Annotated in this window: 19 protein-coding genes and 1 pseudogene; 10 read left to right on the top strand and 10 right to left on the bottom strand. The window is 69.3% G+C overall.

Features of this window, described 5'->3' with window-relative positions:
• Positions 1-6 precede the first annotated feature (6 nt).
• From AB0L53_RS51205 to AB0L53_RS51185, 5 genes are all read left to right on the top strand, one after another.
• Positions 7-702 (top strand): response regulator transcription factor, encoded by a 696-nt coding sequence (locus tag AB0L53_RS51205; protein WP_357957986.1) that lies wholly within the window; start codon positions 7-9, stop codon positions 700-702.
• On the top strand, positions 702-2,123 hold the full coding sequence (locus tag AB0L53_RS51200) for a HAMP domain-containing sensor histidine kinase (protein ID WP_364011708.1): 1,422 nt from the start codon (positions 702-704) through the stop codon (positions 2,121-2,123). Before AB0L53_RS51205 ends, AB0L53_RS51200 begins: the two co-directional genes overlap by 1 nt.
• Positions 2,124-2,188: 65 nt before the next feature.
• Positions 2,189-2,845: a response regulator transcription factor gene (locus AB0L53_RS51195; protein WP_358436359.1), complete on the top strand. Its 657-nt coding sequence runs from the start codon at positions 2,189-2,191 to the stop codon at positions 2,843-2,845.
• A 9-nt stretch (positions 2,846-2,854) separates the two neighbouring features.
• The gene (locus AB0L53_RS51190; protein ID WP_364011705.1) at positions 2,855-4,702 is read left to right on the top strand and encodes a GTPase domain-containing protein; all 1,848 of its coding nucleotides are present in this window, start codon (positions 2,855-2,857) and stop codon (positions 4,700-4,702) included.
• Positions 4,699-6,462 (top strand): GTPase, encoded by a 1,764-nt coding sequence (locus AB0L53_RS51185; protein ID WP_364011702.1) that lies wholly within the window; start codon positions 4,699-4,701, stop codon positions 6,460-6,462. The genes AB0L53_RS51190 and AB0L53_RS51185 overlap by 4 nt, the downstream gene beginning before the upstream one ends.
• 25 nt (positions 6,463-6,487) lie before the next feature.
• Here AB0L53_RS51185 and AB0L53_RS51180 read toward each other — a convergent pair whose 3' ends face one another.
• From AB0L53_RS51180 to tdh, 4 genes are read right to left on the bottom strand one after another with little or no spacing between them, the layout of a single operon-like run.
• Positions 6,488-7,648, bottom strand: a complete 1,161-nt coding sequence (locus tag AB0L53_RS51180; RefSeq protein ID WP_364011700.1) for an MFS transporter — start codon at positions 7,646-7,648, stop codon at positions 6,488-6,490.
• 16 nt (positions 7,649-7,664) lie between these two features.
• Positions 7,665-8,579 carry a LysR family transcriptional regulator gene (locus AB0L53_RS51175; protein ID WP_364011697.1) on the bottom strand — a complete coding sequence of 305 codons (915 nt, stop codon included), beginning with the start codon at positions 8,577-8,579 and terminating at the stop codon, positions 7,665-7,667.
• A gap of 20 nt (positions 8,580-8,599) precedes the next feature.
• Positions 8,600-9,781 (bottom strand): glycine C-acetyltransferase, encoded by a 1,182-nt coding sequence (locus tag AB0L53_RS51170; RefSeq protein WP_364011695.1) that lies wholly within the window; start codon positions 9,779-9,781, stop codon positions 8,600-8,602.
• Positions 9,781-10,809, bottom strand: coding sequence for an L-threonine 3-dehydrogenase (gene tdh, locus AB0L53_RS51165; RefSeq protein WP_364011692.1), 1,029 nt, complete (start codon positions 10,807-10,809; stop codon positions 9,781-9,783). The genes AB0L53_RS51170 and tdh overlap by 1 nt, the downstream gene beginning before the upstream one ends.
• Before the next feature lie 249 nt (positions 10,810-11,058).
• Between tdh and AB0L53_RS51160 the strand changes: the two genes are divergently transcribed.
• From AB0L53_RS51160 to AB0L53_RS51150, 3 genes are read left to right on the top strand one after another with little or no spacing between them, the layout of a single operon-like run.
• Positions 11,059-12,252 carry a Gfo/Idh/MocA family oxidoreductase gene (locus tag AB0L53_RS51160; RefSeq protein WP_364011689.1) on the top strand — a complete coding sequence of 398 codons (1,194 nt, stop codon included), beginning with the start codon at positions 11,059-11,061 and terminating at the stop codon, positions 12,250-12,252.
• 30 nt (positions 12,253-12,282) lie between these two features.
• Positions 12,283-12,870, top strand: a complete 588-nt coding sequence (locus AB0L53_RS51155) for an RNA polymerase sigma factor (RefSeq protein ID WP_357957905.1) — start codon at positions 12,283-12,285, stop codon at positions 12,868-12,870.
• The gene (locus AB0L53_RS51150; protein WP_364011686.1) at positions 12,867-13,430 is read left to right on the top strand and encodes a hypothetical protein; all 564 of its coding nucleotides are present in this window, start codon (positions 12,867-12,869) and stop codon (positions 13,428-13,430) included. The genes AB0L53_RS51155 and AB0L53_RS51150 overlap by 4 nt, the downstream gene beginning before the upstream one ends.
• 84 nt (positions 13,431-13,514) lie before the next feature.
• On the opposite strand, the gene AB0L53_RS51145 is transcribed toward AB0L53_RS51150, so the two are convergent.
• The 4 genes from AB0L53_RS51145 to AB0L53_RS51130 all read right to left on the bottom strand — a co-directional run bounded on the left by AB0L53_RS51145 (position 13,515) and on the right by AB0L53_RS51130 (position 16,569).
• The gene (locus AB0L53_RS51145; protein ID WP_357957901.1) at positions 13,515-13,781 is read right to left on the bottom strand and encodes a hypothetical protein; all 267 of its coding nucleotides are present in this window, start codon (positions 13,779-13,781) and stop codon (positions 13,515-13,517) included.
• 441 nt (positions 13,782-14,222) lie between these two features.
• Entirely contained in the window at positions 14,223-14,921 is a 699-nt protein-coding gene (locus tag AB0L53_RS51140) for an SDR family oxidoreductase (protein ID WP_364011683.1), read from the bottom strand.
• 240 nt (positions 14,922-15,161) lie between these two features.
• The gene (locus tag AB0L53_RS51135) at positions 15,162-15,440 is read right to left on the bottom strand and encodes an alpha/beta hydrolase (RefSeq protein WP_358182095.1); all 279 of its coding nucleotides are present in this window, start codon (positions 15,438-15,440) and stop codon (positions 15,162-15,164) included.
• Positions 15,441-15,567: 127 nt separating this feature from the next.
• Positions 15,568-16,569 carry an NADP-dependent oxidoreductase gene (locus AB0L53_RS51130; protein ID WP_357957895.1) on the bottom strand — a complete coding sequence of 334 codons (1,002 nt, stop codon included), beginning with the start codon at positions 16,567-16,569 and terminating at the stop codon, positions 15,568-15,570.
• 937 nt (positions 16,570-17,506) lie between these two features.
• Here AB0L53_RS51130 and AB0L53_RS51125 point away from each other — a divergent pair.
• Positions 17,507-18,094 (top strand): TetR/AcrR family transcriptional regulator, encoded by a 588-nt coding sequence (locus tag AB0L53_RS51125; RefSeq protein ID WP_364011679.1) that lies wholly within the window; start codon positions 17,507-17,509, stop codon positions 18,092-18,094.
• A 327-nt stretch (positions 18,095-18,421) separates the two neighbouring features.
• Here AB0L53_RS51125 and AB0L53_RS51120 read toward each other — a convergent pair whose 3' ends face one another.
• Positions 18,422-18,802: a hypothetical protein gene (locus AB0L53_RS51120; protein WP_364011791.1), complete on the bottom strand. Its 381-nt coding sequence runs from the start codon at positions 18,800-18,802 to the stop codon at positions 18,422-18,424.
• Between the two features lie 252 nt (positions 18,803-19,054).
• Positions 19,055-19,117 (bottom strand): annotated as a pseudogene (locus AB0L53_RS51115) (hypothetical protein); the annotation flags it as partial.
• A 441-nt stretch (positions 19,118-19,558) separates the two neighbouring features.
• On the opposite strand from AB0L53_RS51115, the gene AB0L53_RS51110 reads away from it, so the two are divergent.
• Positions 19,559-20,179: a hypothetical protein gene (locus AB0L53_RS51110; RefSeq protein ID WP_364011677.1), complete on the top strand. Its 621-nt coding sequence runs from the start codon at positions 19,559-19,561 to the stop codon at positions 20,177-20,179.
• Positions 20,180-20,328: the final 149 nt, after the last annotated feature.

The raw sequence follows: 20,328 nt of genomic DNA, 5'->3' as shown, positions 1-20,328 counted from the left end.
TTGGAGATGATGGAAGCGCGACTGTTGATCGTCGAGGACGACCCCAACATCCTCGAACTCCTCGCCGCGAGCCTGAGGTTCGCGGGTTTCGACGTGTCCACTGCCAAGAGTGGCCTGGACGCCGTCACCGCCGTCCAACGGCACCGTCCTGACCTGGTCGTCCTTGACGTCATGCTGCCCGACCTCGACGGTTTCGAGATCGTCCGGCGGCTGCGCGGCGGGGGTGTGCACGTGCCCGTGGTCTTCCTGACCGCGCGCGACGAGACCGAGGACAAGATCCGCGGGCTGACGATCGGCGGCGACGACTACGTCACCAAGCCGTTCAGCCTCGAAGAGGTGGTCGCCAGGATCCACGCGGTGCTCCGCCGTACCAGTGGGGAGTCGCCGGCGCCGCCGCCCAGGCTGACGTTCGCCGACATCGAGCTGGACGAGGAGAGCCACGAAGTGTGGCGCGGCGGCAACGCCGTGTCGCTGTCGCCGACCGAGTTCAAGCTGCTGCGCTACTTCATGACGAACGCGGGCCGGGTGCTGTCGAAGCCGCAGATCCTCGACCACGTCTGGGACTACGACTTCAGGGGCGAGGTCGGGATCGTCGAGTCCTACGTGTCGGTGCTCCGCCGTAAGATCGACAACCGCAACCCGCGGCTCATTCACACGCTGCGCGGTGTCGGATACGTCCTGCGGCTGCCGCCGAGTCCGTGATGCGCGGCCTGCCGCTCAGGATCAAGCTCATCGCCGCGATGCTGGCGCTGCTCGGCGTCGGGCTGACCTTCATCGGCGTGGTGAGCGTCTCCGTGCTGCACGGCTACCTGATGAACCGGGTGGACAGTCAGATCCAGCTCTTGGCCGTACGTGTGGAGAACAAGCTCAAACACGACCAGGAGAAGCGCAACCGGGGCAAAGAGACCAACGACAAGATGGCGCTGATCGAGTCCGACACGATCGTGCTGGTGAAGCCGCCGGGCGGGGCGCTCACGCCGGTGTTCGGCGACCGCGACGTCGACGCGCGGCCCAGGCCCCTGCTGTCGACCGCGCCGGGCGCGAACCCCTACACGACGCGGGCGGTCAGGGGCGACGGCGAGTGGCGGGTGCTACAGACCTCGACGGTGGTGGGCGACTACGTGATCGCCGCAGACCTGGAGGAGGTCAGGGACATCACCCGGCGGCTCGGCGCCATCGAACTGCTGGGCGGCGGCGGCATCCTGCTCATCCTCGCCGTCGTGGGCGTCGCGATGGTCCGGCGGAGCATGCGTCCGCTGGCCGAGATCGAGAGCACGGCCGAGGCCATCGCCGGGGGCGAGCTCGGCCGCCGGGTGCCGGCCGGCGACCCGCGTACGGAGGTGGGCCGCCTGGCCTTGTCGCTCAACGGGATGCTCGCGCAGATCGAGGCCGCGTTCACCGCCCGGTCCGCGTCCGAGGCGGCGGCTCGCCGCTCCGAGGACCGGATGCGCCAGTTCATCGGCGACGCCTCGCACGAGCTGCGCACCCCGCTCACCTCGATCCGCGGCTTCGCCGAGTACGCCAGGCAGAACCAGAAGGCCGACCCCGCCGAGCTGATGCAGCGCGTGGAGAAGGCCGCGGGCAGGATGAGCCTGCTCGTGGACGACCTGCTGCTGCTGGCCCGCGTCGACCAGCAGCGCCCGCTGCGCATGCGGCCGGTCGACATGCTGGCGCTGGCCGCCGACGCGGTGCACGACGCGCGCATCCTGGCGCCCGACCGGGTGATCAGCCTGGACGTCGTCGGTGGCGCGGCCCTGATCGTCTCCGGCGATGAGGTACGGCTGCGCCAGGTGGTCACCAACCTCATGACCAACGCCCTGACCCACACCGAGCCGGGCACTCCGGTGACGGTGCGAGTGGGTGCAGGGGCCGACACGGCGTTCTTCGAAGTGGGCGACAAGGGGCCCGGCCTCACGCCCGAGCAGGTCGAGCGGGTGTTCGAGCGGTTCTACCGGGCCGACTCCGCCAGATCGCGCCACCGCTCGGGCGAGGACCGGGGCAGCGGGCTCGGCCTGGCGATCGTGCAGGCGTTGGTGGAGGCGCACGGCGGCACGGTGCTGCTGGACAGCGCACCGGGGTCAGGCTCCACCTTCAGGGTCGAACTCCCACTCGCCTTGGAGTGAGCGTTCAGCTATTCCTCAGCCTCCTGAGTCACTCTGAGTAGGTGACTAGACCCGAGGCGCTGATCATGGTGGTGGACGACGAGCCCAGCATCCGAGACCTGCTGTCCGCGAGTCTGCGCTTCTCCGGCTTCGAGGTGCTGACCGCCGCCGACGGCTACGAGGCCGTGGAGGTGGCCGAGCGGACCTCTCCTGACCTGGTCGTGCTCGACGTCATGCTGCCCGATCTCGATGGGTTCGAGGTGGCCAGGCGGATCGGCGTACCGGTGCTCTTCCTGACCGCCCGCGACAACACCGAGGACAAGATCGTCGGGCTGGGCGTGGGCGACGACTACGTGACCAAGCCGTTCAGCCTGGAGGAGGTCCAGGCCAGGATCCGCGCGGTGCTCCGCCGTACCCGAGGGGAGAACACCCCCGCGAGCCGCCTCCAGGTCGCCGACCTGGAGCTGGACGAGGAGGCCCGCGAGGTCTGGCGCAACGGGCGGCAGGTACGACTGTCGCCGACCGAGTTCAAGCTGCTGCACTACTTCATGTCCAACGCCGGGCGGGTGCTGTCCAAGGCGCAGATCCTCGACCACGTGTGGAACTACGACTTCGGCGGCGACGCCGGCGTGGTCGAGTCATATGTCTCCTACCTGCGGCGCAAGGTCGACGACGTCGAGCCCAGGCTCATCCACACGCTGCGGAGCGTCGGATATGTGCTGCGGGAGCCCCCGGCGGGCTAGCGTGGTCCTATGGATCTGCTGGGCGCGTTGGAGGGGTTGCGCCACCGGCTCGATCGCGAGCTGTTCCCGCTCGAGATCGGCCCGGCCGCCGACGACCGTCGCGCGCTCAAGGAGCTGACCGGCCAGCTTGACGACTACCTGCTGCCCCGGCTGCGGGCGATCGACGCGCCGCTGCTGGCCGTCGTCGGCGGATCCACCGGGGCGGGCAAGTCGACCCTGGTCAACTCGCTGGTCGGGGCCGACGTCGCCGAGCCGGGAGTGCTGCGGCCCACCACGCTGGTGCCGACGCTGGTGGTGAGCCCGGCCGACCGCGACTGGTTCATGGGCCAGAACGTGCTCCCCGGGCTGTCCCGCGCCACCGGATCGGCTGCGGGTGCCCTGCGGGTGGTCACCTCCTCGTCGCTCGGCGCCGGGCTGGCGCTGCTGGACGCGCCCGACATCGACTCGGTGGTGACCGCGAACCGCGAGCTGGCCGCCCAACTGCTGGCCGCCGCCGACCTGTGGCTGTTCGTCACCACCGCCGCCCGCTACGCCGACGAGGTGCCGTGGAGCTTCCTGCGTTCCGCGCGCGAACGCAGTACGGCCCTGGCCCTCGTGCTCGACCGCGTGCCCGCCGAGGCCGTCGAGCCCGTCACCCGCGACCTCGAACGCCTGCTGGTCGAGAACGGTCTCGACGGCACCCGGCTGTTCACCGTGCCCGAGGCGGCGCTGCCGTCGGAGAAGGCGCGGCTGCCCGCTGAGCTGGTCTCGCCGATCTCCGCCTGGCTGTCCGAGCTGGCCGCCGACGCGGCCGAACGGTCCCGCGTCGTCCGGCAGACGTTGTCCGGGGCGCTCGACAGCCTGGTCACGCGGGTGCCGCTGCTGGCCGACGCCGTCACGCGGCAGCAGGCCGGGTTCGACGGGCTGCGGTCCATCGTGTCGGGGGCCTACGCGGGCGGGCTGGCCGACTTCGACGAGGGCATGCGCGACGGGTCGCTGCTGCGCGGCGAGGTGCTGGCCCGCTGGCAGGACTTCATCGGCACCGGCGACCTGATGCGGTCGCTGGAGAGCCGGGTCGGCTGGCTGCGTGACCGGATCGCCGGGTTCTTCACCGGTCGGGCGCCCGCCGCGTCACTGCGGGACGCGCTGGAGAGCGGCGTCGAGACGCTGATCAGAGGCGCCGCCGACGGGGCCGCCGAACGCAGCCTGGAAGGCTGGTCGGCCGCTCCCGGCGGGCCCGGGATCATCGCCCGCGTCGGTGCGGTGGACGCGGCCCGGCTCGGCCGGACCTCGCCCGACCTGGGCAAGCGGGCCTCGGCGGCGGTGCGGGGGTGGCAAGACTACGTTCTCGACCTCGTACGCCACGAGGGCGCCGAGAAGCGGACCACGGCCAGGATCGCCTCCTTCGGGGTGAACGGGGCAGGGCTGCTGTTGATGCTGGCCGTTTTCGCCTCCACGGGTGGGCTGACGGGGATCGAGGTGGGGATCGCGGGCGGTACGAGCGTGCTGTCGCAGAAGCTGCTGGAGGCGGTGTTCGGCGATCAGGCGGTGCGGACGCTGACCGTGCAGGCGCGGGACGATCTGCGGGAGCGGGTGCGGGTGCTGCTGGAGGAGGAGGCGGGGCGGTTCACCGCGCTGCTTTCGGAGGTCGAGCCACCTGCCGGAGCGGCGGACACCCTGCGGGAGGCCGCTCAATCGGTCCGTTCCCATCGTGCTGAGCTGCCGTCGGGCCCGGCTTCGATCGACGTCGGTGAAGGCGTCACCGACGGTGTCGGTAAAGGCGCTGCCGAAGGCGTCGGTGGCGGTGCTGCCGAAGGTATTGGGGACGGTGCGATCGAAGGTATCGGTGGAGGTATCGCCGAAAGTGAGGGGCCGTGAAGCTGCTGCGCCGTAAGGAGGGGCCCTCGCTGGACTCCCGGCTGGCCGCGCTGCTGGAGGCAGCCGAACTGGCCGAGGGGCGATTGCCGATCGACGTGGTGTCCAACGCGCGGGCGGTGGCGGAGCGGGCCGGGACCCGCCGGAGCCTGTCGGTCGACCACACCGTGGCGGCGCTGGCCGGGGCCACGGGGAGCGGGAAGTCGTCGCTGTTCAACGCGCTGGCCGGGGATGAGCTGGCGGCCGTGGGCGTCACCCGGCCGACCACCTCGACTGCTCAGGCGGCGCTGTGGGACGGGACGGGCGCGGGTCCACTGCTCGACTGGCTGGAGATCCCCCAACGGCACACCCCACAGCCCACGGTTGAGCCCGTCGCGGCCGTCGCGCCCGTCGCGTCTGGCCAGCTGCCCCCGGCTGCCGATGCTGATTTTTCCGGACTTATCCTGCTAGACCTCCCCGACCATGACTCCATCAGGCTGGCGCACCGCCTGGAGGTCGACCGGCTCGTGGAGCTCGTGGATCTGCTGGTGTGGGTGCTGGACCCGCAGAAGTACGCCGACGCGGCGGTGCACGAGCGCTACCTGCGCCCGCTGTCCGGCCACCGGGACGTGATGGTGGTGGTGCTCAACCAGATCGACCGCCTGCCGCCCCACGCGGTGGACCGGTGCCTGCGCGACCTGCGCCGCCTCCTGGACGACGACGGGCTGACCGGGGTGCCCATCCTCGGCGTCTCCGCGCGCACCGGCGCGGGCCTGGCCGACCTGCGCGAGCTGCTGGCCAAGCGGGTGGCGGAGCGCCGCTCCTGGTCCGCCCGCCTGGCCGCCGACGTGTCCGCCGCCGCCGACCGCCTGGCCGACCCGTCCCTTGGCTCCGGTACGCCGGGTGGCGCGGTGGCAGGTCCGGGTACGGGTGGCGCGGTGGCAGGTCCGGGTACGGGTGGTGCGGTGGCGGGGCTGGGTAGGCCGGGTCGTGCGGTAGCAGGCCTGGGGCCGCCGCTCACCGACGCGTTGTCCGAGGCCGCCGGAGTGCCGCTGGTCGTGGCGGCCGTCAGCAAGGGGCACCGGCATCGGGCTGTGGTCGCCACCGGCTGGCCCGTCACCAAGTGGGTCCGGCGCTTCCGGCCCGATCCGTTGCGCAGGCTGCGCATCGGTACGAGCAGCGCGGCCAAGTCGGCCGACCGGGAGATCGTCGGCCGCACGTCCGTACCGGCTGCCTCGGCCGTACAGAAGGCGCAGGTCGAGACCGCTCTCAGGGACGTCGGCGAGGCGGCGGCGAGTGGCCTGGCGGGGGTGTGGGCGGCGGCGGTGCGGCATGCGGCGCGCTCGCGGGCCGGGGACCTGGCCGACGCCGTGGACCGGGCGGTGGCGACGACCTCGCTCGGGGCGACCCGGCGGCCGAGGTGGTGGCGGGCGGTGGGGATGCTGCAGTGGCTGGTGTTCGCCGTCATGGTGGCCGGTGGGCTCTGGCTGGGGGTGCTGTTCGGCATGGACTATCTGCGCCTGCCCCAGCCGCCTCTGCCGACGGTGGGTGTGGTGCCTTGGCCTACGGTGCTGCTGGGTGGGGGTGCGCTGGCCGGGGTGGTCATCGCGCTGCTGTCCCGGCTGGCGGCCTGGGCGGGTGGGCACCGCCGGGCGCGGTGCGTGGCGAAGGCGCTGCGGGCGGCCATCGCCCAGGTGGGCGCCGACTACGTACTCGATCCGGTGGAGGGCGAACTGGCCAGGCACGCCCGCTTCACCGAGGCGATCACCCGAGCCCGCGCCTGACGGCCCCCTACGTGCTCAGGATCGATCAGGGGCGCCCGACGGGCCCGAGGAGGAGGCTCGACAGGATCGCGGCCAGACCGGCGAAACCGGCGGCCACCAGGAACGGCAACGACGGCCCGAACTGCTGCGCCACCACCCCCGCCACCCCCGCCCCCGCCGCGGCCCCCATGCTCGCCGCCGTCGACACCCACCCGAACGCCTCCGCCTGCGCCCCTGGCGCGAACTCGTCCACCAGCAGGGACGTGGTCGTCAGCGCGGGGTTGACCATGAGCCCTCCGGCGAAGAGCACCACCCAGAACAACGGCAGCGAGGACACCAGCACCAGCGGCGCCAACGCGAGACCGAAGACCAGGAGCAGCCCGCTCAGCCTGAGGGCGGGCGTGGTGGTCCACTGGCGGGCGCCGTAGACGGCCGCTCCGGCGACGCCGCCCAGCGCCAGCGCCGCCACCAGCGGGCCCGTCGCGGCCGGAATGCCCCGGGCCACCGCGAGAGCGGGCACCCCGACGTCCAGCGCGCCTATGGCCCCGCCGAGCAGGACGACCACGCCGAGCAGCACGCGCATGCCGACATGCCGGAACACCCGGCCCCGGCCCGCCGACAGCGAGGGAGCGGTGACCTGCAGCACTCGCGAGAAGGCCAGCGTGCCCGCGCCCGCGGCGGCGGCCACCACGCCCAGTCCCACTGACGCCGACACCAGCGCGATCAGCAGCCCGAACAGCAGCGGGCCGGTGAGGATGGCCAGCTCCTGCACCAGGTACACCAGGCTGTAGGCGGCGGTACGCCCCTCCGCGGCCATCCGGCCTCCCCACTCGATGCGCATCGTCACCGAGACCGGCGGCAGCCCGGCCCCCGCCGTCCAGGCCAGCGCCACGATCGTCCACCCCGGCCAGCCGGTGCCAGCGCCGACCACCAGCGCGATCAGGGCTGTCACATGCGCCAAAGCACTGATCGCCAGTACCCCTCGCGGCCCCCGCCGGTCGATGAGGCGTCCCTGGACCGGCCGGGCCATCCCCGCGCCGATGCCGAATGCCGCCGCGGCCAGCCCCGCCAGTACGAGCGAGCCGCTCGACGCCTGCACCACCAGCACGATCCCCGCCGGCGCGACCTGCTGGGTGAGCTGGGCCAGGAACCCGAGCACGGCCTGCGCCGTCACCCCCGGCAGGCCGAATAACTTCCGGTACGGCACGCCTGGTCCCACGGTGTCACCCGTTTCCGAGGGAGCCGGCGATGGTGTACAGGGTGTCGAGCAAAGGCCGGAGAAGAGGGTGAGTCTGGGCGCCACGGCGTACGGCCGCGAAGACGCGTCGCTCGGGACCCGGCGTACGGCGTACCGCCACCCCGGGCAGCACCATGTCACGCAGCGCCAGCCTGGGCACGAGCGCCACCCCCGCACCGGCTCCGACCAGCGCCACCACAGCGCGGAAGTCGTCGGAGCAGTGCGCGAAGTCCGGCGAGAAGCCGGCCTGCTCGCAGGCGAATGTGATCACGTCGTGGACGGGATTGCCGGGATAGGGGCCGATCCACGTCTCCCCGACGAGATCGGCGAGCCGGACCGAGGCGCCGCCGGAGCTCGCCAGGGGGTGGTCCTGCGGGAGGACCAGGTCGAACGGCTCCGCGTACAGGGCGGACCGATGCAGGCGGGGGTCGGCCGCGTCGGGGGCGCCTCGGTATTCGACCGCGATGGCCAGGTCGGCCTGGTCATCGAGCAGCATGGACAGGCTCTGGTCGCCCTCGGCGTCGAGCACCCGTACGCGCAGCCCCGGGGAGCCGGTGCGCAGGGCCGTGATGGCGGGGGAGAGCACGGCGCTGATCGCGGTGGCGAAGCAGGCGACCGTCACCTCGCCCGCCGCGCCCGTGGTGTAGGCGGCGACCTCGGCCTCGGCGCGTTCGAGCTGGGCGAGCACCTCGTTGGCGTGGGTCAGCATGATCTGGCCGACGGCGGTCAGGCGCACGCCGCGCGCGTCGCGGGTGAACAGCCGGTGGCCCACCTCGTGTTCCAGCGCCAGGAGCTGCTGGGACACGGCCGACGGGGTCAGGTGCAGGGCGGCGGCCGCGGCGGTGACCGTGCCGTGGTCGGCCACCGCGCGCAGCGTACGCAACCGCCGCGTGTCTATCACGCAGCGAGAATACTCAGCGCCTATACCGGGTGGGGCGTGCGGGCCTTGATGAAGGCGTCGACCGCGCGGTCCACGTCCTCGGCCGAGTGGGCCGCCGACAGCTGGACCCGGATCCGGGCCTGGCCGTGGGGTACGACCGGGTAGGAGAAGCCGATCACGTACACGCCGAGCTCCAGCAGCCGCTCGGCCATGGCCCCGGCCTCGGCGGCGTCGCCGATCATCACCGGGGTGATCGGATGGTCGCCGGGCAGGATGTCGAACCCGGCCTCGGCCATCTTGGCGCGGAAGCGGGCGGTGTTGGCGCGCAGCCGCTCGCGCGCCTCACTGGAGGTCTCCAGCAGGTCGAGGATGCGCAGCGAGGCCGAGGCGATGACCGGGGCGAGCGAGTTGGAGAAGAGGTACGGGCGGGAGCGCTGGCGCAGCAGCTCGCAGATCTCCTTGCGCGCCGCGACGTAGCCGCCGCTGGCTCCGCCGAGCGCCTTGCCCAGGGTGCCGGTGATGATGTCCACCCGGTCGGTGACGCCGTGCAGCTCGGGGGTGCCGCGTCCGGTCGGCCCGACGAAGCCCACGGCGTGGGAGTCGTCGACCATGACCATCGCGTCGTAGCGTTCGGCCAGGTCGCAGATGTCGGCCAGCGGCGCCAGGTAGCCGTCCATGGAGAACACGCCGTCGGTCACGATCAGTCGCCGCCGCGCGTCGGACGCCTCCTTCAGTCTGGCCTCCAGCTCGGCCATGTCGCGGTTGGCGTAGCGGTAGCGCCGGGCCTTCGACAGCCTGATGCCGTCGATGATGCTCGCGTGGTTCAGGGCGTCGGAGATCACCGCGTCCTGGGCGTCGAGCAGCGTCTCGAAGACGCCGCCGTTCGCGTCGAAGCACGAGCTGTAGAGGACGGAGTCCTCCTGACCGAGGAAGTGGGAAAGGCGGCCTTCGAGCTCCTTGTGCACTTCCTGGGTGCCGCAGATGAACCGTACCGAGGCCATCCCGAAGCCCCAGCGGTCGAGCGCCTCCTTGGCGGCCGCGACCACCTCGGGGTGGTCGGCCAGGCCGAGGTAGTTGTTGGCGCAGAAGTTCAGGACCTGTCGCCCGGCCACGCCCACCTGCGAGCTCTGCGGCGTGGTGATCACGCGCTCGGGCTTGTGCAGCCCCGCCTCGGTGATCTCGTCGAGCGTCGCACGCAGCTGATCGCGTACGTTCGTGAACATCAAGCGCTCCAATCCAGGATGACCTTGCCCGTGCGGCCGCTGGCGGCCGTGTCGAAGGCGGCGTCGAACTCGGCGTACGGGTAGCGGTCGGTGATCACCGGAGACAGGTCGAGGCCCTTCTCCAGCAGCACCGACATGTTGTACCAGGTCTCGAACATCTCCCGGCCGTAGATGCCCTTGATGGTGAGCATCGAGGTCACCACCGTGGCCCAGTCGATGGCGAACTCCTCGGCGGGCAGCCCGAGCATCGCGATCTTCCCGCCGTGCGTCATGTTCGCGATCATGTCGCGGACGGCCCGCGAGTTGCCGGACATCTCCAGCCCGACGTCGAAGCCCTCACGCATGCCGAGGCGCGCGATGCCGTCGGCGATCGAGGTCTGCGCGACGTTCAGGGCCAGCGAGACGCCGACCTTGCCGGCCAGGTTCAGCCGTTCCTCGCTGACATCGGTGATCACCACGTTGCGCGCGCCCACGTGCGTGGCCACCGCCGCCGCCATCAGCCCGATCGGGCCCGCGCCGGTGATCAGCACGTCCTCGCCGACCAGCGGAAACGACAGCGCGGTGTGTACGGCGTTGCCGAACGGATCAAAGATGGCCGCCACATCGGGATGGACCGGCACCCGGTGCACCCACACGTTGGTGGCGGGCAGTGTGACGTATTCGGCGAAGGCGCCGTCCCTGTTGACGCCGAGCCCGATGGTGTTGCGGCACAGATGGCGGCGCCCGGCCATGCAGTTGCGGCACTTGCCGCAGACGATGTGCCCCTCGCCGCTCACCAGGTCGCCGACGGAGATGTCCTCGACGCCGGGCGCGACCTCGACCACGTGGCCGGAGAACTCATGCCCCACGATCAGCGGAAGCTTCAGAGTTTGCCGCGCCCAATCGTCATATTTCCGGATGTGGAGGTCGGTGCCGCAGATGCCGGTACGCAGCACCCGGATCAGCACCTCGCCCGGACCCGTTGTCGGCTCCGGCACGTCGGCCAGCCGCAATCCGGGCTCGGCTCGATCCTTGACCAGCGCTTTCATGACTCCAACTCTCCCCTGTGTCCCCGAACCTAACGCACTGTGCCCGCTCCTTGAGGGAGGTGTCCATCGAGGGATTCTTAAGTGCCCCCACAGCTCCCCTTCACGCCCGCCTTCAGGGCCGCCCTCACACCCGCCTTCGCGCCACGGAGGGCGTGCCCGATCGCGCGCCGTTCGCCCAGAATTTGGTGTGCCCGATTGCGCGCTATTCGTGGTGGTTATTTGCACAAACGAGCGCTAGCCTCTCAAGACGTGGACATTGTCACTGGAGTGGAAGACCTGCGCATCGGAGTGATCGGCCTCGGCATGCGCGGGGCCCTGGCCCGCTACGCCCATCGGCCGGGTCAGGGCTCGGTCGTGACCGCGCTCTGCGACACCGACCCCGCGGTGCTCAAGAGCCAGGCCGGGCGCTTCGACGCGGAGTTCCTGACCGAGGACTACCGCCGGTTGCTCGACCGCGACGACCTCGACGCGGTCATCGTCCTGACCCCCGACGACACGCACGAGCGCGTCGCGATCGACTGCCTGGAGGCCGGCAAGGCCGTCTACCTGGAGAAGCCGCTGGCCATCACCGTGGAGGGCTGCGACAACGTCCTGCGCGCGGCGCGGCGTACCGGGACCCGGCTGTACGTGGGGCACAACATGCGCCACATGGGCGTGGTCCGGCTGATGCGCGACATCATCCAGCAGGGCGTCATCGGCGAGCCGAAGACGGTCTGGGTACGCCACTTCGTGTCCTACGGCGGCGACTTCTACTTCAAGGACTGGCACGCCGACCGCACCCGGACCACGGGCCTGCTCCTGCAGAAGGCCGCGCACGACCTCGACGTGATCCACTGGCTGGCCGGCGGCTACACGACCAGAGTGAACGCCCTCGGCGACCTCATGCTCTACGGCGACCTGCCGCGCCGCGAGCCGGGCACGCCCAGGCCGGAGGGCTGGCTGAGCGAGTTCGAGTGGCCGCCCACCAGCCGCGTCGACCTCAACCACGTCGTCGACGTCGAGGACGTGTCGGTGATGAACATGCGCCTCGACAACGGCGTCATCGCCGCCTACCAGCAGTGCCACTTCACCCCCGACTACGTGCGCAACTACACGGTCATCGGCACGGAGGGCCGGCTGGAGAACTTCGGCGACGGCCCCGGCGACACGGTCAAGGTCTGGAACACCGGGCCGTCGGACTACCGGGAGGATGGCGACATCGCGTACCGGGTGCCCGACGCCACCGGCTCGCACGGTGGCGCCGACGCGGACATCATGCGGGAGTTCTGCGGGTTCGTCCGGGACGGCGGGGTCACCGACACCTCTCCGGTGGCCGCGCGGATGAGCGTCGCCGCCGGCTACATGGCCACGATGTCGCTGCGCGACGGCGGCATGCCGTACGACGTCCCGCCGCTCGACCCGGACCTGGCGGCGTACTTCGACCGGGGACAGCTGGAACTCTGACGCGCGGGCGGACAGTCCCTCTATGTGGATATGTCGACACGTGCCCTGATACGCGCCGGGGATAAGGCGGCCTTCGCGCAGCTCTTCGACGACTACGCGAAGGCCGTGTACAACCATGCCTTCCGCCTGACCGCGAACTGGTCCGCGGCCGAGGACGTGATGGCGCTGACCTTTCTCGAAGCTTGGAGGTTACGCGGCCGGATCGACCCCGAGGGCGGTTCGCTGCGGCCGTGGCTGCTCGGTATCGCCACCAATGTGGCCCGCAACGCCCGCCGGGCCGCCCGCAGGCACGACGACGCGCTGGCCAGGATGCCCAGAGGCGAGAGCGTGCCGGACTTCGCCGACGAGATCGTGGGCCGGATCGACGACGCGGGGCGGCTGGCCGCAGTACGCGCGGCCTACGACTCGCTGCGCCGCCAGGAGCAGGACGTCTTCGCGCTCTGCGTCTGGTCCGGGCTCGGCTACGCGGAGGCGGCCGAGGCGCTCGGCGTCCCCGTGGGCACCGTACGATCCCGGCTGTCGCGAGCGCGCCAGAAACTCGGCCAACTCGCGGAACCGCCACCCGCGCCCCGACAGGTAGTAGGTGACCAAGGCCCCACAAAGGAGGAGATCCGATGAGCTGGCCATACGACCGCGATCTTCCCGAGGGCCGTCACCGACTGCTCAAGGAGTTCGTGATGACCGAGATCGACAAGCCGAAGCGGCGCCTGCTGCGACCCATCGTCCTGGCGCCCGCGCTGGGCCTGGCCGCGGCGGCGGCCGTGGCGATCCCGCTGCTGTTCGGCGGCACCCCCGCGTACGCCATCGCTGACAACCCCGACGGCACCGTCAACATCCAGATCAACGAGGTGAAGGACGCCGACAAGCTCCAGGCGGACCTGCGGGACAAGGGGATCAACGTGGTGGTGAACTACATCCCCCGGGGCAAGAAGTGCAGCCCGCAGCCCCGTGCCGCGCATTTCCTGCCGAAGGAGACGGGACTCGTGGTCTGGCCGCCGCAGGAGGAGGGTTACACCATCGACCCGAGCGTCATCAAGGAGGGACAGACCGGAGTGCTGGAGTTCAGCGTCAGTGAGGGCAACGGCAAAGTCGTGGCGGGCATCTGGGCGCGCGTCGCCGAGGGCCCGGTCGCCGACTGCACGCTGATCGACACCACGGACGCGCCGCTGTCGCACTGAGCCCACGAGGACGGCAGGCCGCCTGGACGGGGGCGCCTGCCGTACACCCCCATTGGGGATAGGCGGCCGTTCGCGGCAAGCGAATCATTCGGGGTAGGCGGTGCTGAGGATCAGCTCCCTCCACCCGTCGAAGTCGGTGCGGAGTCTGTCGAGTTTGGCTTTCGCGACATTCAGGGCATCCGCTCCCAGAAGCAGTCGCAGGGGCGGGTTCTCCGACCGCACCACGGTGAGGATGGCCTCGGCGGCCCGCTTGGGGTCGCCGGGCTGGCTCCCGTACGTGCCCAGGGTGTCCTCCCGGCGCTTGCCGGCGGTCTCGGAGTAGTCTTCGATGCGGGTCCCCGACTGCCGCATCGAGGGCCCTGACCAGTTCGTACGGGGCCCTCCGGGCGGGCCTCCAGGTGCCATCCGCGCCCGGTGGTGGGCAGGTTCTGCTCGGACATGAGGATCAAGTCCCTATGATGAGCAATGGTCATGACGTGGACCAACGCAACGGCTTCTCGCCGGCGTGGGTGGGGTAGCCGGTGTAGCCGGCTTCACCGGCGCCGCAGAAGGTGGCGGGGCGGGGTGTTCAGAAGCGCGCCGGAGCGTACGCGCTCGACCAGGCCAAGGGTTGGCCGACGCCATCGCGCCGACGCCATCGCGCCGACGTGATGAGGTCGGGTCGAGTTTCTTCGATGTCCTTGGCGCGGGCGCGATGTCGGTGCTGATCCGGTTGAGGGCCCAGCGTGGTCGGCCACTGTCCTGGGGGTGGCGAGGAGTTCGTGGACGCAGGTGCTCGACGTGGACTGATCCTCAGGCCAACTGCGGGTAGAGCGCTGTGACGCCTGCGGCCAGCGCGGCCTGCGCCTGGCGGCTGGCGTCGTCCGCGAGGATTTCGTAGGCGCCGGCGGCGATGCCGTCGACGGCGATCCGGGCGATGTCGGCGGGGTCGGACTTGTCCCCGGTGACCGTCCGTGCCATGTCGGTGTCCATGTAGCCGACGTGCAGGCCGGCCACACGGATGCCCTGGTCGGCGAGCTGCACGCGCAGGGCGTTGGTGAGCGACCACTGCGCGGACTTGGCGGCGCAGTAGGCGCCGATCTCCGGGAAACTCACCCAGGACAGGCCGGACAGGATGTTCAGGATCGCGCCGCCGCCGTTGGCCGCGATCTGGGGTACGAAGCCGCGTACCACCGAGAGAGTGCCGAAATAGTGGGTGTCCATCTCCAGGCGGATGTCGTCCGGATCGCCGGTGAGCAGGTCGCTGCCGGTGGCTGAGCCAGCGTTGTTGATCAGGACCGTCACATCGCCTGTGGTCTGGGCAGCGGCCGCCACGGAGGCGGGGTTGGTGATGTCGAGCGCGATCGGCGTGGCGCCCGGCAGGTCGACCTGGCCGGGGTTGCGGGCACCGGCGTAGACGGAGGCGCCGCGGCTGAGCAACTCGGCAGCGAGCGCACGGCCAAACCCCCGGTTGGCTCCGGTGACAAGAACGGTGCTGGTGGACAAGTCCATGGAAAGCTCCTGGTGAAATGAGAAAGGCGCGTTGCATCGCATCTGGTGGGCCGGCCGGGGTTCCGTGTCAGGCCGCGGGGTCAGGTGGCCCGGGCCGATTCCGTGGGCGGCAGGGTGGTGATCAGTACGTAGGGGGCTGTTGGTCATCGAAGGGCAAGATCCCCATCGATTGGTGTCGGCGTTCGGCTCGGAGTGCCAGGCCGGCGAAGGTCGGTGAGGGTGGCGGTGGCGTAGGCGAGGTCAGGTGGCGAGGAAGTGGGTCACCTCAGTGGCGAACTTTCTGGCGTGCTGGAACAGAAAGGCGTGACCGGCGTCGCTGTAGAGAATGAGGGTGGCCGAGTCGAGGTGCTGGACCGCGACGTAGGAAGCGTGTGCGGGGAGCATCACGTCGTGCACGCCGTTGGCGTAGCGGACGGGGTGCTTGATGGCTTCCAGTTCTGCTCGCGCCTGGTCGAAGGGGCGCTCCAGGAGCTTGGCCACCGCGGTGAGCAGGCCCTTGTCGCCGCGGACCGACCTCAATCGCCACCCCAAGCTCCGGGCGGCGCTCAAGACCGTCGCCCGGTACGTCGACGACCACGCTGCCCGAGCGCCACTTTGCCGGCCGCCGTGAAACTGACGCAAACCTCCAGAACCCGCGACCGGGGGTTCATCTCACCTTGACGACGACCTTGCCTTTTGCGCGCCCCGTTTCGAGGTAAGCCATGGCCTCTTTGGTTGATTCGAACGGAAAGACCTGATCCACGACTGGGCGTATACTCCCCGATTCGATGAGAGAACTGATCTCGCGCAGCTGATCGCCGCTTGCTTTCATGAAGAGAAACGAATAGCTGACGTGATGACGTTTTGCCGCTCTCCTGGCTTGGTAGCTCAAGGCGCGCATCACCGGCCGCAAGATCCACGGCGATCCGACCTCTTTCGCGAAATCGGGATCAGGTGGGCCTGAGATCGAGATGAGCTTGCCGCCGGGCTTCAGCACTCGTAGAGATTTCTTGAGAGCCTCGTTGTCCAGGCTATGCAAAACCACATCATAGCCATGCAGGATTTTTTCGAAGTCGTCTTTCCTGTAATCGATCACGACATCTGCGCCGAGGCGCTTCACCAGATCGATGTTCGCCGTGCTGGTCGTTGTAGCCACGGTTGCGCCGACATGCTTGGCCAGCTGGATGGCAAACGTTCCTACACCGCCGGAACCCGCTTGGATGAAAACTTTCTGTCCTTTCCTCAGCTTCGCTGTTTCAACCAATGCCTGCCAGGCGGTCAAGCCGACCAGCGGGATGGAGGCTGCTTCTTCCATGGTGAGGCGTGTTGGCTTCAGCGCCAGATCGTCTTCTTTTATCGAGATGAGTTCAGCGAAGGCACCGATTCGATCTTGACCTGGCCGCGCGTATACTTCGTCGCCGGGCTTGAATCGCCGCACGCGAGACCCGGCCCGGACAACGACACCGGCCACATCATTGCCCAGAACGACCGGCAGATGATAGGGCAGAATGAGCTTGAACTCTCCGTCCCTGATTTTGGCATCGAGAAGGTTCACGCCCGCGGCGTGGATCTGGACCAGTACATCGTTCTCCCGCACCTCCGGGTCCGGCATTACGCCTGCCCGCAACTTTTCGTTGTTTCCGTAACGTTCGAGGATGAATGCTTTCATGATGCTTTCTCTCCTTGATTTCTTGCCAAGTGAGAATGAAAGGAGGCGGCCGACTCGATGTCGCACAACCGGGTCGGCATGGTGTTCCTGTGCCGCCGCCCAAGCCGGGCACACTCGCCCAGGGGTCTACGGCGGGCTGGGCGGTCTGGCGTACGCGGCGCTCACCTGATCGGCCGATCCGATCCGACAAGAAATTATGGCGCGAGGAATTCCGGAACCTCTTTGACGCACTCTTGGTGATACTGGAATATGCCGCCGTTTCCGGCGTCACGGTACAGTCCGAGTTGGGCGTCCGGCAGCCGTCGAGCCAGGTCGACAGAATTGCTGGCTGGGCACCATCCTGTTGTCTTCGCCGTTGACCGCCAGGACAGGCTGCTGAATGTCCGACAAGTAAAAGGGGGCTTGCAACCCTCAGGCGTGGATGGCCTTGAGCTGAGCACGGAAAGCCGTTAGCGAAATCGTGACAAGGGAGCGGGCGCCGGCCACCTTCGCGATGTGGCCGGCGGCCTCGCGGTCGGAGTGCGTCGAGGCGTGGCCGACCCGCCGAAGTGGAAGTGCAGCAGCGCTCGGCCGGGGTGGGCGCCCTCGGGGAGGCACCACAGGGCGGGGACGCCGTTCGCGTCCACTTCGTCGTAGGTGACGCCTTCCGGCTCGGTTGACGCCCGACGTCGAGGCCCGGCGTGGAGGCCCGGCGTCGAGGACTTCGCGCTCACGCTCTCAAGGAGCTGCGCGAACTGCTGTGCCTGGGGGCTTGCTCCCATGGTGACTCCTGCTCAGTGCTGCGCACGCTGCTCGTGCGCCATCTTTAGATTATGACCATACGACCATAAGATGAGACGTCGTCCAGACGCAAGGGTCTCGCCGGATTTAGATTATGATCGTACGATGATGGCGTGTGGCGAGGGCAGGTGGGCCCTCCCTGCAGGAGGAGGAGCGCATGGTTCGGTACAGCCAGGAGCACAAGCGGGCGACGAGGCAGCGGATCATCGAGACGGCCGGCCGCCGGCTCAAAAAAGACGGCATCGACGGCTCCGGAGTCGCCACGCTCATGGCGGACGCGGGACTGACCAACGGCGCCTTCTACGCCCACTTCGCCTCCAAGGAAGACCTGGTCGCCACCACCGTCGCCGACCAGCTCCGCGAACAGCGCGAAAACCTCGGCGCGGTGACGCCCGGACGCGCCGGAGTCGAGCAAATCGTGCGTGCGTACCTGTCGCCCGAGCACCGCGACAACCCCGGCGAAGGCTGCCCATCGGCCGCCCTGCTCGACGAGATCGGCCGCTGCACGGACGCGACCAGGCAGGCCTACACCGACGGCGTGCTGGCCATCATCGACGACTTAACCGCGCGTCTGGCGCCGCACGATCCGCAGTCGGCACGCGTCAAGGCGCTCACTGTCTACGCCGGAATGATCGGCACACTGCAACTCTCCCGCGCCCTGGCCGACCGGCAACTCGCCGACGCCGTCCTCGAGCAAGGCATCCACAACGCCCTCACGCTGCTGGACGCCACACAACAGAGCTGACGTCCCGCATCACCAGACTGTGACACCCTTGCGGAACCGCTGGAGCCCGCCCCATCGGGTCGCTCCCGGTCCCGGACTGCAGAAATTTCCACGGGCACGCCGCTGACCTGCAGCGATGGGCAGAACATCGTCCGCCAGCTCACCAGCGACAACCTCGACGAACGTCTCCAGGCCGCGCGCTCCAACCTACGCTTCCAAGATCGCCGCGTCGCCGATCTTGAAGCACAACTCACTCACCCGCAACAGGCCCCCTGACGGCACCCGCCCTTGCACGCTCGGCCCCGCTCGCCAAGCCGAGACACTGTTGGCGAATTGATCAAAGGCTCGCTACGAGGGAATCGGCTCACTCTCCGGGCTGCCATCGGACCTCACCTCGGCTGCGACGCCACGGCTTCGCAGTCGGATGTTCAGGAACTCCATCTCCGCCAGCGTCCCGACCAAGCCGGAGTAAGTGAGCTCGTCGGCGAGTTCACGAGCCCGGGGAAGCGACACCTCCCAGACCTCCCGCAGAACCTTCAGAACCGAGACCGGGCTCGGTGCCGGACCGACCAAACGCAGCCGGCTAGGGCCATGCTCCGCCAGCAGGGCACTGCGGATATCCTCCGGCGTCTCGCCTGAACCGAATTGCTCGCACCAGCCAGTACAGCAGGACTCGCAGGCGACCTCGGCATCCCAACATAACTGCCCGTGGTCGATGAACTGGTTCACCTGACGGACAAGGATTCCCTCGCATCTGCCACAACGCGATTCGATCTTTGCTGTCTGCCCCGTCATCCCCGACATCAACGCTCCCATCGCCGCCACGACCCGGACACCCAGCCGAGGGCGGCCAGCTCGTGCAGGTGCGCGACGGCGTCCTCCTCCAGCGTCAGCGCGGCCGCCGGCGCCTCGAGCACCTGCGGCCGACGGATGCTTGTCCCGGCCCTGCTCCAGGCGGATGTAGTAGTCGGTGCTGACGCCGGCGAGCATCGCGACCTCTTCCCGGCGCATTCCGGGTGTTCGGCGGAGCCCGGCCGCGGGCATCCCGTGCGATTCGGGCCGGGCCAGTTCCCGCCGCGCTCGGAGGAACTCACCCAGACGGTTGGCACTGTCCATATTTCGAGGTTAGGCGCTGGTCGGAACGCCAGGGGGACCTGCCACTCCCAGGCTGCTCGGTGCGGAGTTGGGGTTCCTGGCTTGGAAAAGCCGTTCTAACTGTGCAACACTGTTGCACAGTTAGAACATGGTCGGGCGAGGAAGACATCAACACAATGAGATCAACGCGGCCTTCAAGAGGCTGCGCAAGATCCAGACGTTGGCCGTGGTCGAAGACCACAACGGGCATCGCTGGGGCTGGGTCGAGTGCTCATGTGGCGCTATGCCCTACAAAGTGTGGTCGACCCCACGCAATGCCGGAAACCATGCGAAAGGCATTCTCGAATGGGCTTACGAGCATGCTGAATGCGGCACGACCGAGGAGGACTCATGAAGGCCTGGAGCTTCCGCATCATGCTGAACCGGGCGCCCAACGACGAAGAGACGGACGCTCTCTACGAGGCAGGTCTGGATGACTGCGCTGTGGCCGGGGGGCCGGATGGCAGCGTCTACCTCATGTGCGAGCGCGAGGGGGAGAGCCTCTTGGAGACGATCACGTCCGTGCTCATCCAGGTCAGCAAGGTCAACGAGTTGTGGGCCGTCGGCGTGGGGCAAGGCGATGCGGTAACGCTCGGTGACGCCGCCCGGCGTCACGGGGGGCGCACACAGGCCAGCCTGCGCCAACTCGCCAGCGGACAGCGCGGGCCTGGTGGCTTTCCCGAGCCGCTCATCGAGGCCGACAACATCAGCCTCTACTCGTGGGTGGAGATCTCCGAATGGCTGCGTATCAAGTTGGGCGATGACATTCCGCCGGGCAACCGGGAAATCGCACTGGCTGACGCCACGGTCAAGCTGGCCTGCCGAGCAGGTTCCCTGCACCGGGCGTCCCAGGTGCGGGACCTGCTGGAAATGGCCTGCCGTCCCCTCCCGAACGAACCAAAATCCGAGGCCAAGCCTGAACCCAAGCCTGAGGCCAAGCCCGGCGCCAAGTCCAAGGCCGGGGTCGCCTGACCGGTGCCCGCCGGGGTGGGCGGCGAGTCTGAGGCCGGGGTCGCCTGACCGATGCCCGCCGGGCTGAGCGTGGCGGGCACCTCTCGGGCCACGCTGGCACCTCTGGCCGGGCGGGCAGGTTAGTCGAGCAGACGTCCTGGCCGCCACGC

Origin of the sequence: Nonomuraea sp. NPDC052129 (genome assembly GCF_040680095.1) — a bacterium.
GTDB lineage: Bacteria > Actinomycetota > Actinomycetes > Streptosporangiales > Streptosporangiaceae > Nonomuraea.
Note: the sequence above shows the minus strand (reverse complement) of the source record. Positions and strands in the feature narration are given on the sequence as shown.

What these genes read in the sequence shown, in the direction of transcription:
- AB0L53_RS51205 (WP_357957986.1), top strand. Translation starts at nt 7, where the DNA reads ATGATGGAAGCGCGACTGTTGATCGTCGAGGACGACCCCAACATCCTC.
- AB0L53_RS51200 (WP_364011708.1), top strand. Translation starts at nt 702, where the DNA reads ATGCGCGGCCTGCCGCTCAGGATCAAGCTCATCGCCGCGATGCTGGCG.
- AB0L53_RS51195 (WP_358436359.1), top strand. Translation starts at nt 2,189, where the DNA reads ATGGTGGTGGACGACGAGCCCAGCATCCGAGACCTGCTGTCCGCGAGT.
- AB0L53_RS51190 (WP_364011705.1), top strand. Translation starts at nt 2,855, where the DNA reads ATGGATCTGCTGGGCGCGTTGGAGGGGTTGCGCCACCGGCTCGATCGC.
- AB0L53_RS51170 (WP_364011695.1), bottom strand. Translation starts at nt 9,781, where the DNA reads ATGTTCACGAACGTACGCGATCAGCTGCGTGCGACGCTCGACGAGATC.
- tdh (WP_364011692.1), bottom strand. Translation starts at nt 10,809, where the DNA reads ATGAAAGCGCTGGTCAAGGATCGAGCCGAGCCCGGATTGCGGCTGGCC.
- AB0L53_RS51155 (WP_357957905.1), top strand. Translation starts at nt 12,283, where the DNA reads ATGTCGACACGTGCCCTGATACGCGCCGGGGATAAGGCGGCCTTCGCG.
- AB0L53_RS51150 (WP_364011686.1), top strand. Translation starts at nt 12,867, where the DNA reads ATGAGCTGGCCATACGACCGCGATCTTCCCGAGGGCCGTCACCGACTG.
- AB0L53_RS51145 (WP_357957901.1), bottom strand. Translation starts at nt 13,781, where the DNA reads ATGCGGCAGTCGGGGACCCGCATCGAAGACTACTCCGAGACCGCCGGC.
- AB0L53_RS51140 (WP_364011683.1), bottom strand. Translation starts at nt 14,921, where the DNA reads ATGGACTTGTCCACCAGCACCGTTCTTGTCACCGGAGCCAACCGGGGG.
- AB0L53_RS51130 (WP_357957895.1), bottom strand. Translation starts at nt 16,569, where the DNA reads ATGAAAGCATTCATCCTCGAACGTTACGGAAACAACGAAAAGTTGCGG.
- AB0L53_RS51125 (WP_364011679.1), top strand. Translation starts at nt 17,507, where the DNA reads ATGGTTCGGTACAGCCAGGAGCACAAGCGGGCGACGAGGCAGCGGATC.
- AB0L53_RS51110 (WP_364011677.1), top strand. Translation starts at nt 19,559, where the DNA reads ATGAAGGCCTGGAGCTTCCGCATCATGCTGAACCGGGCGCCCAACGAC.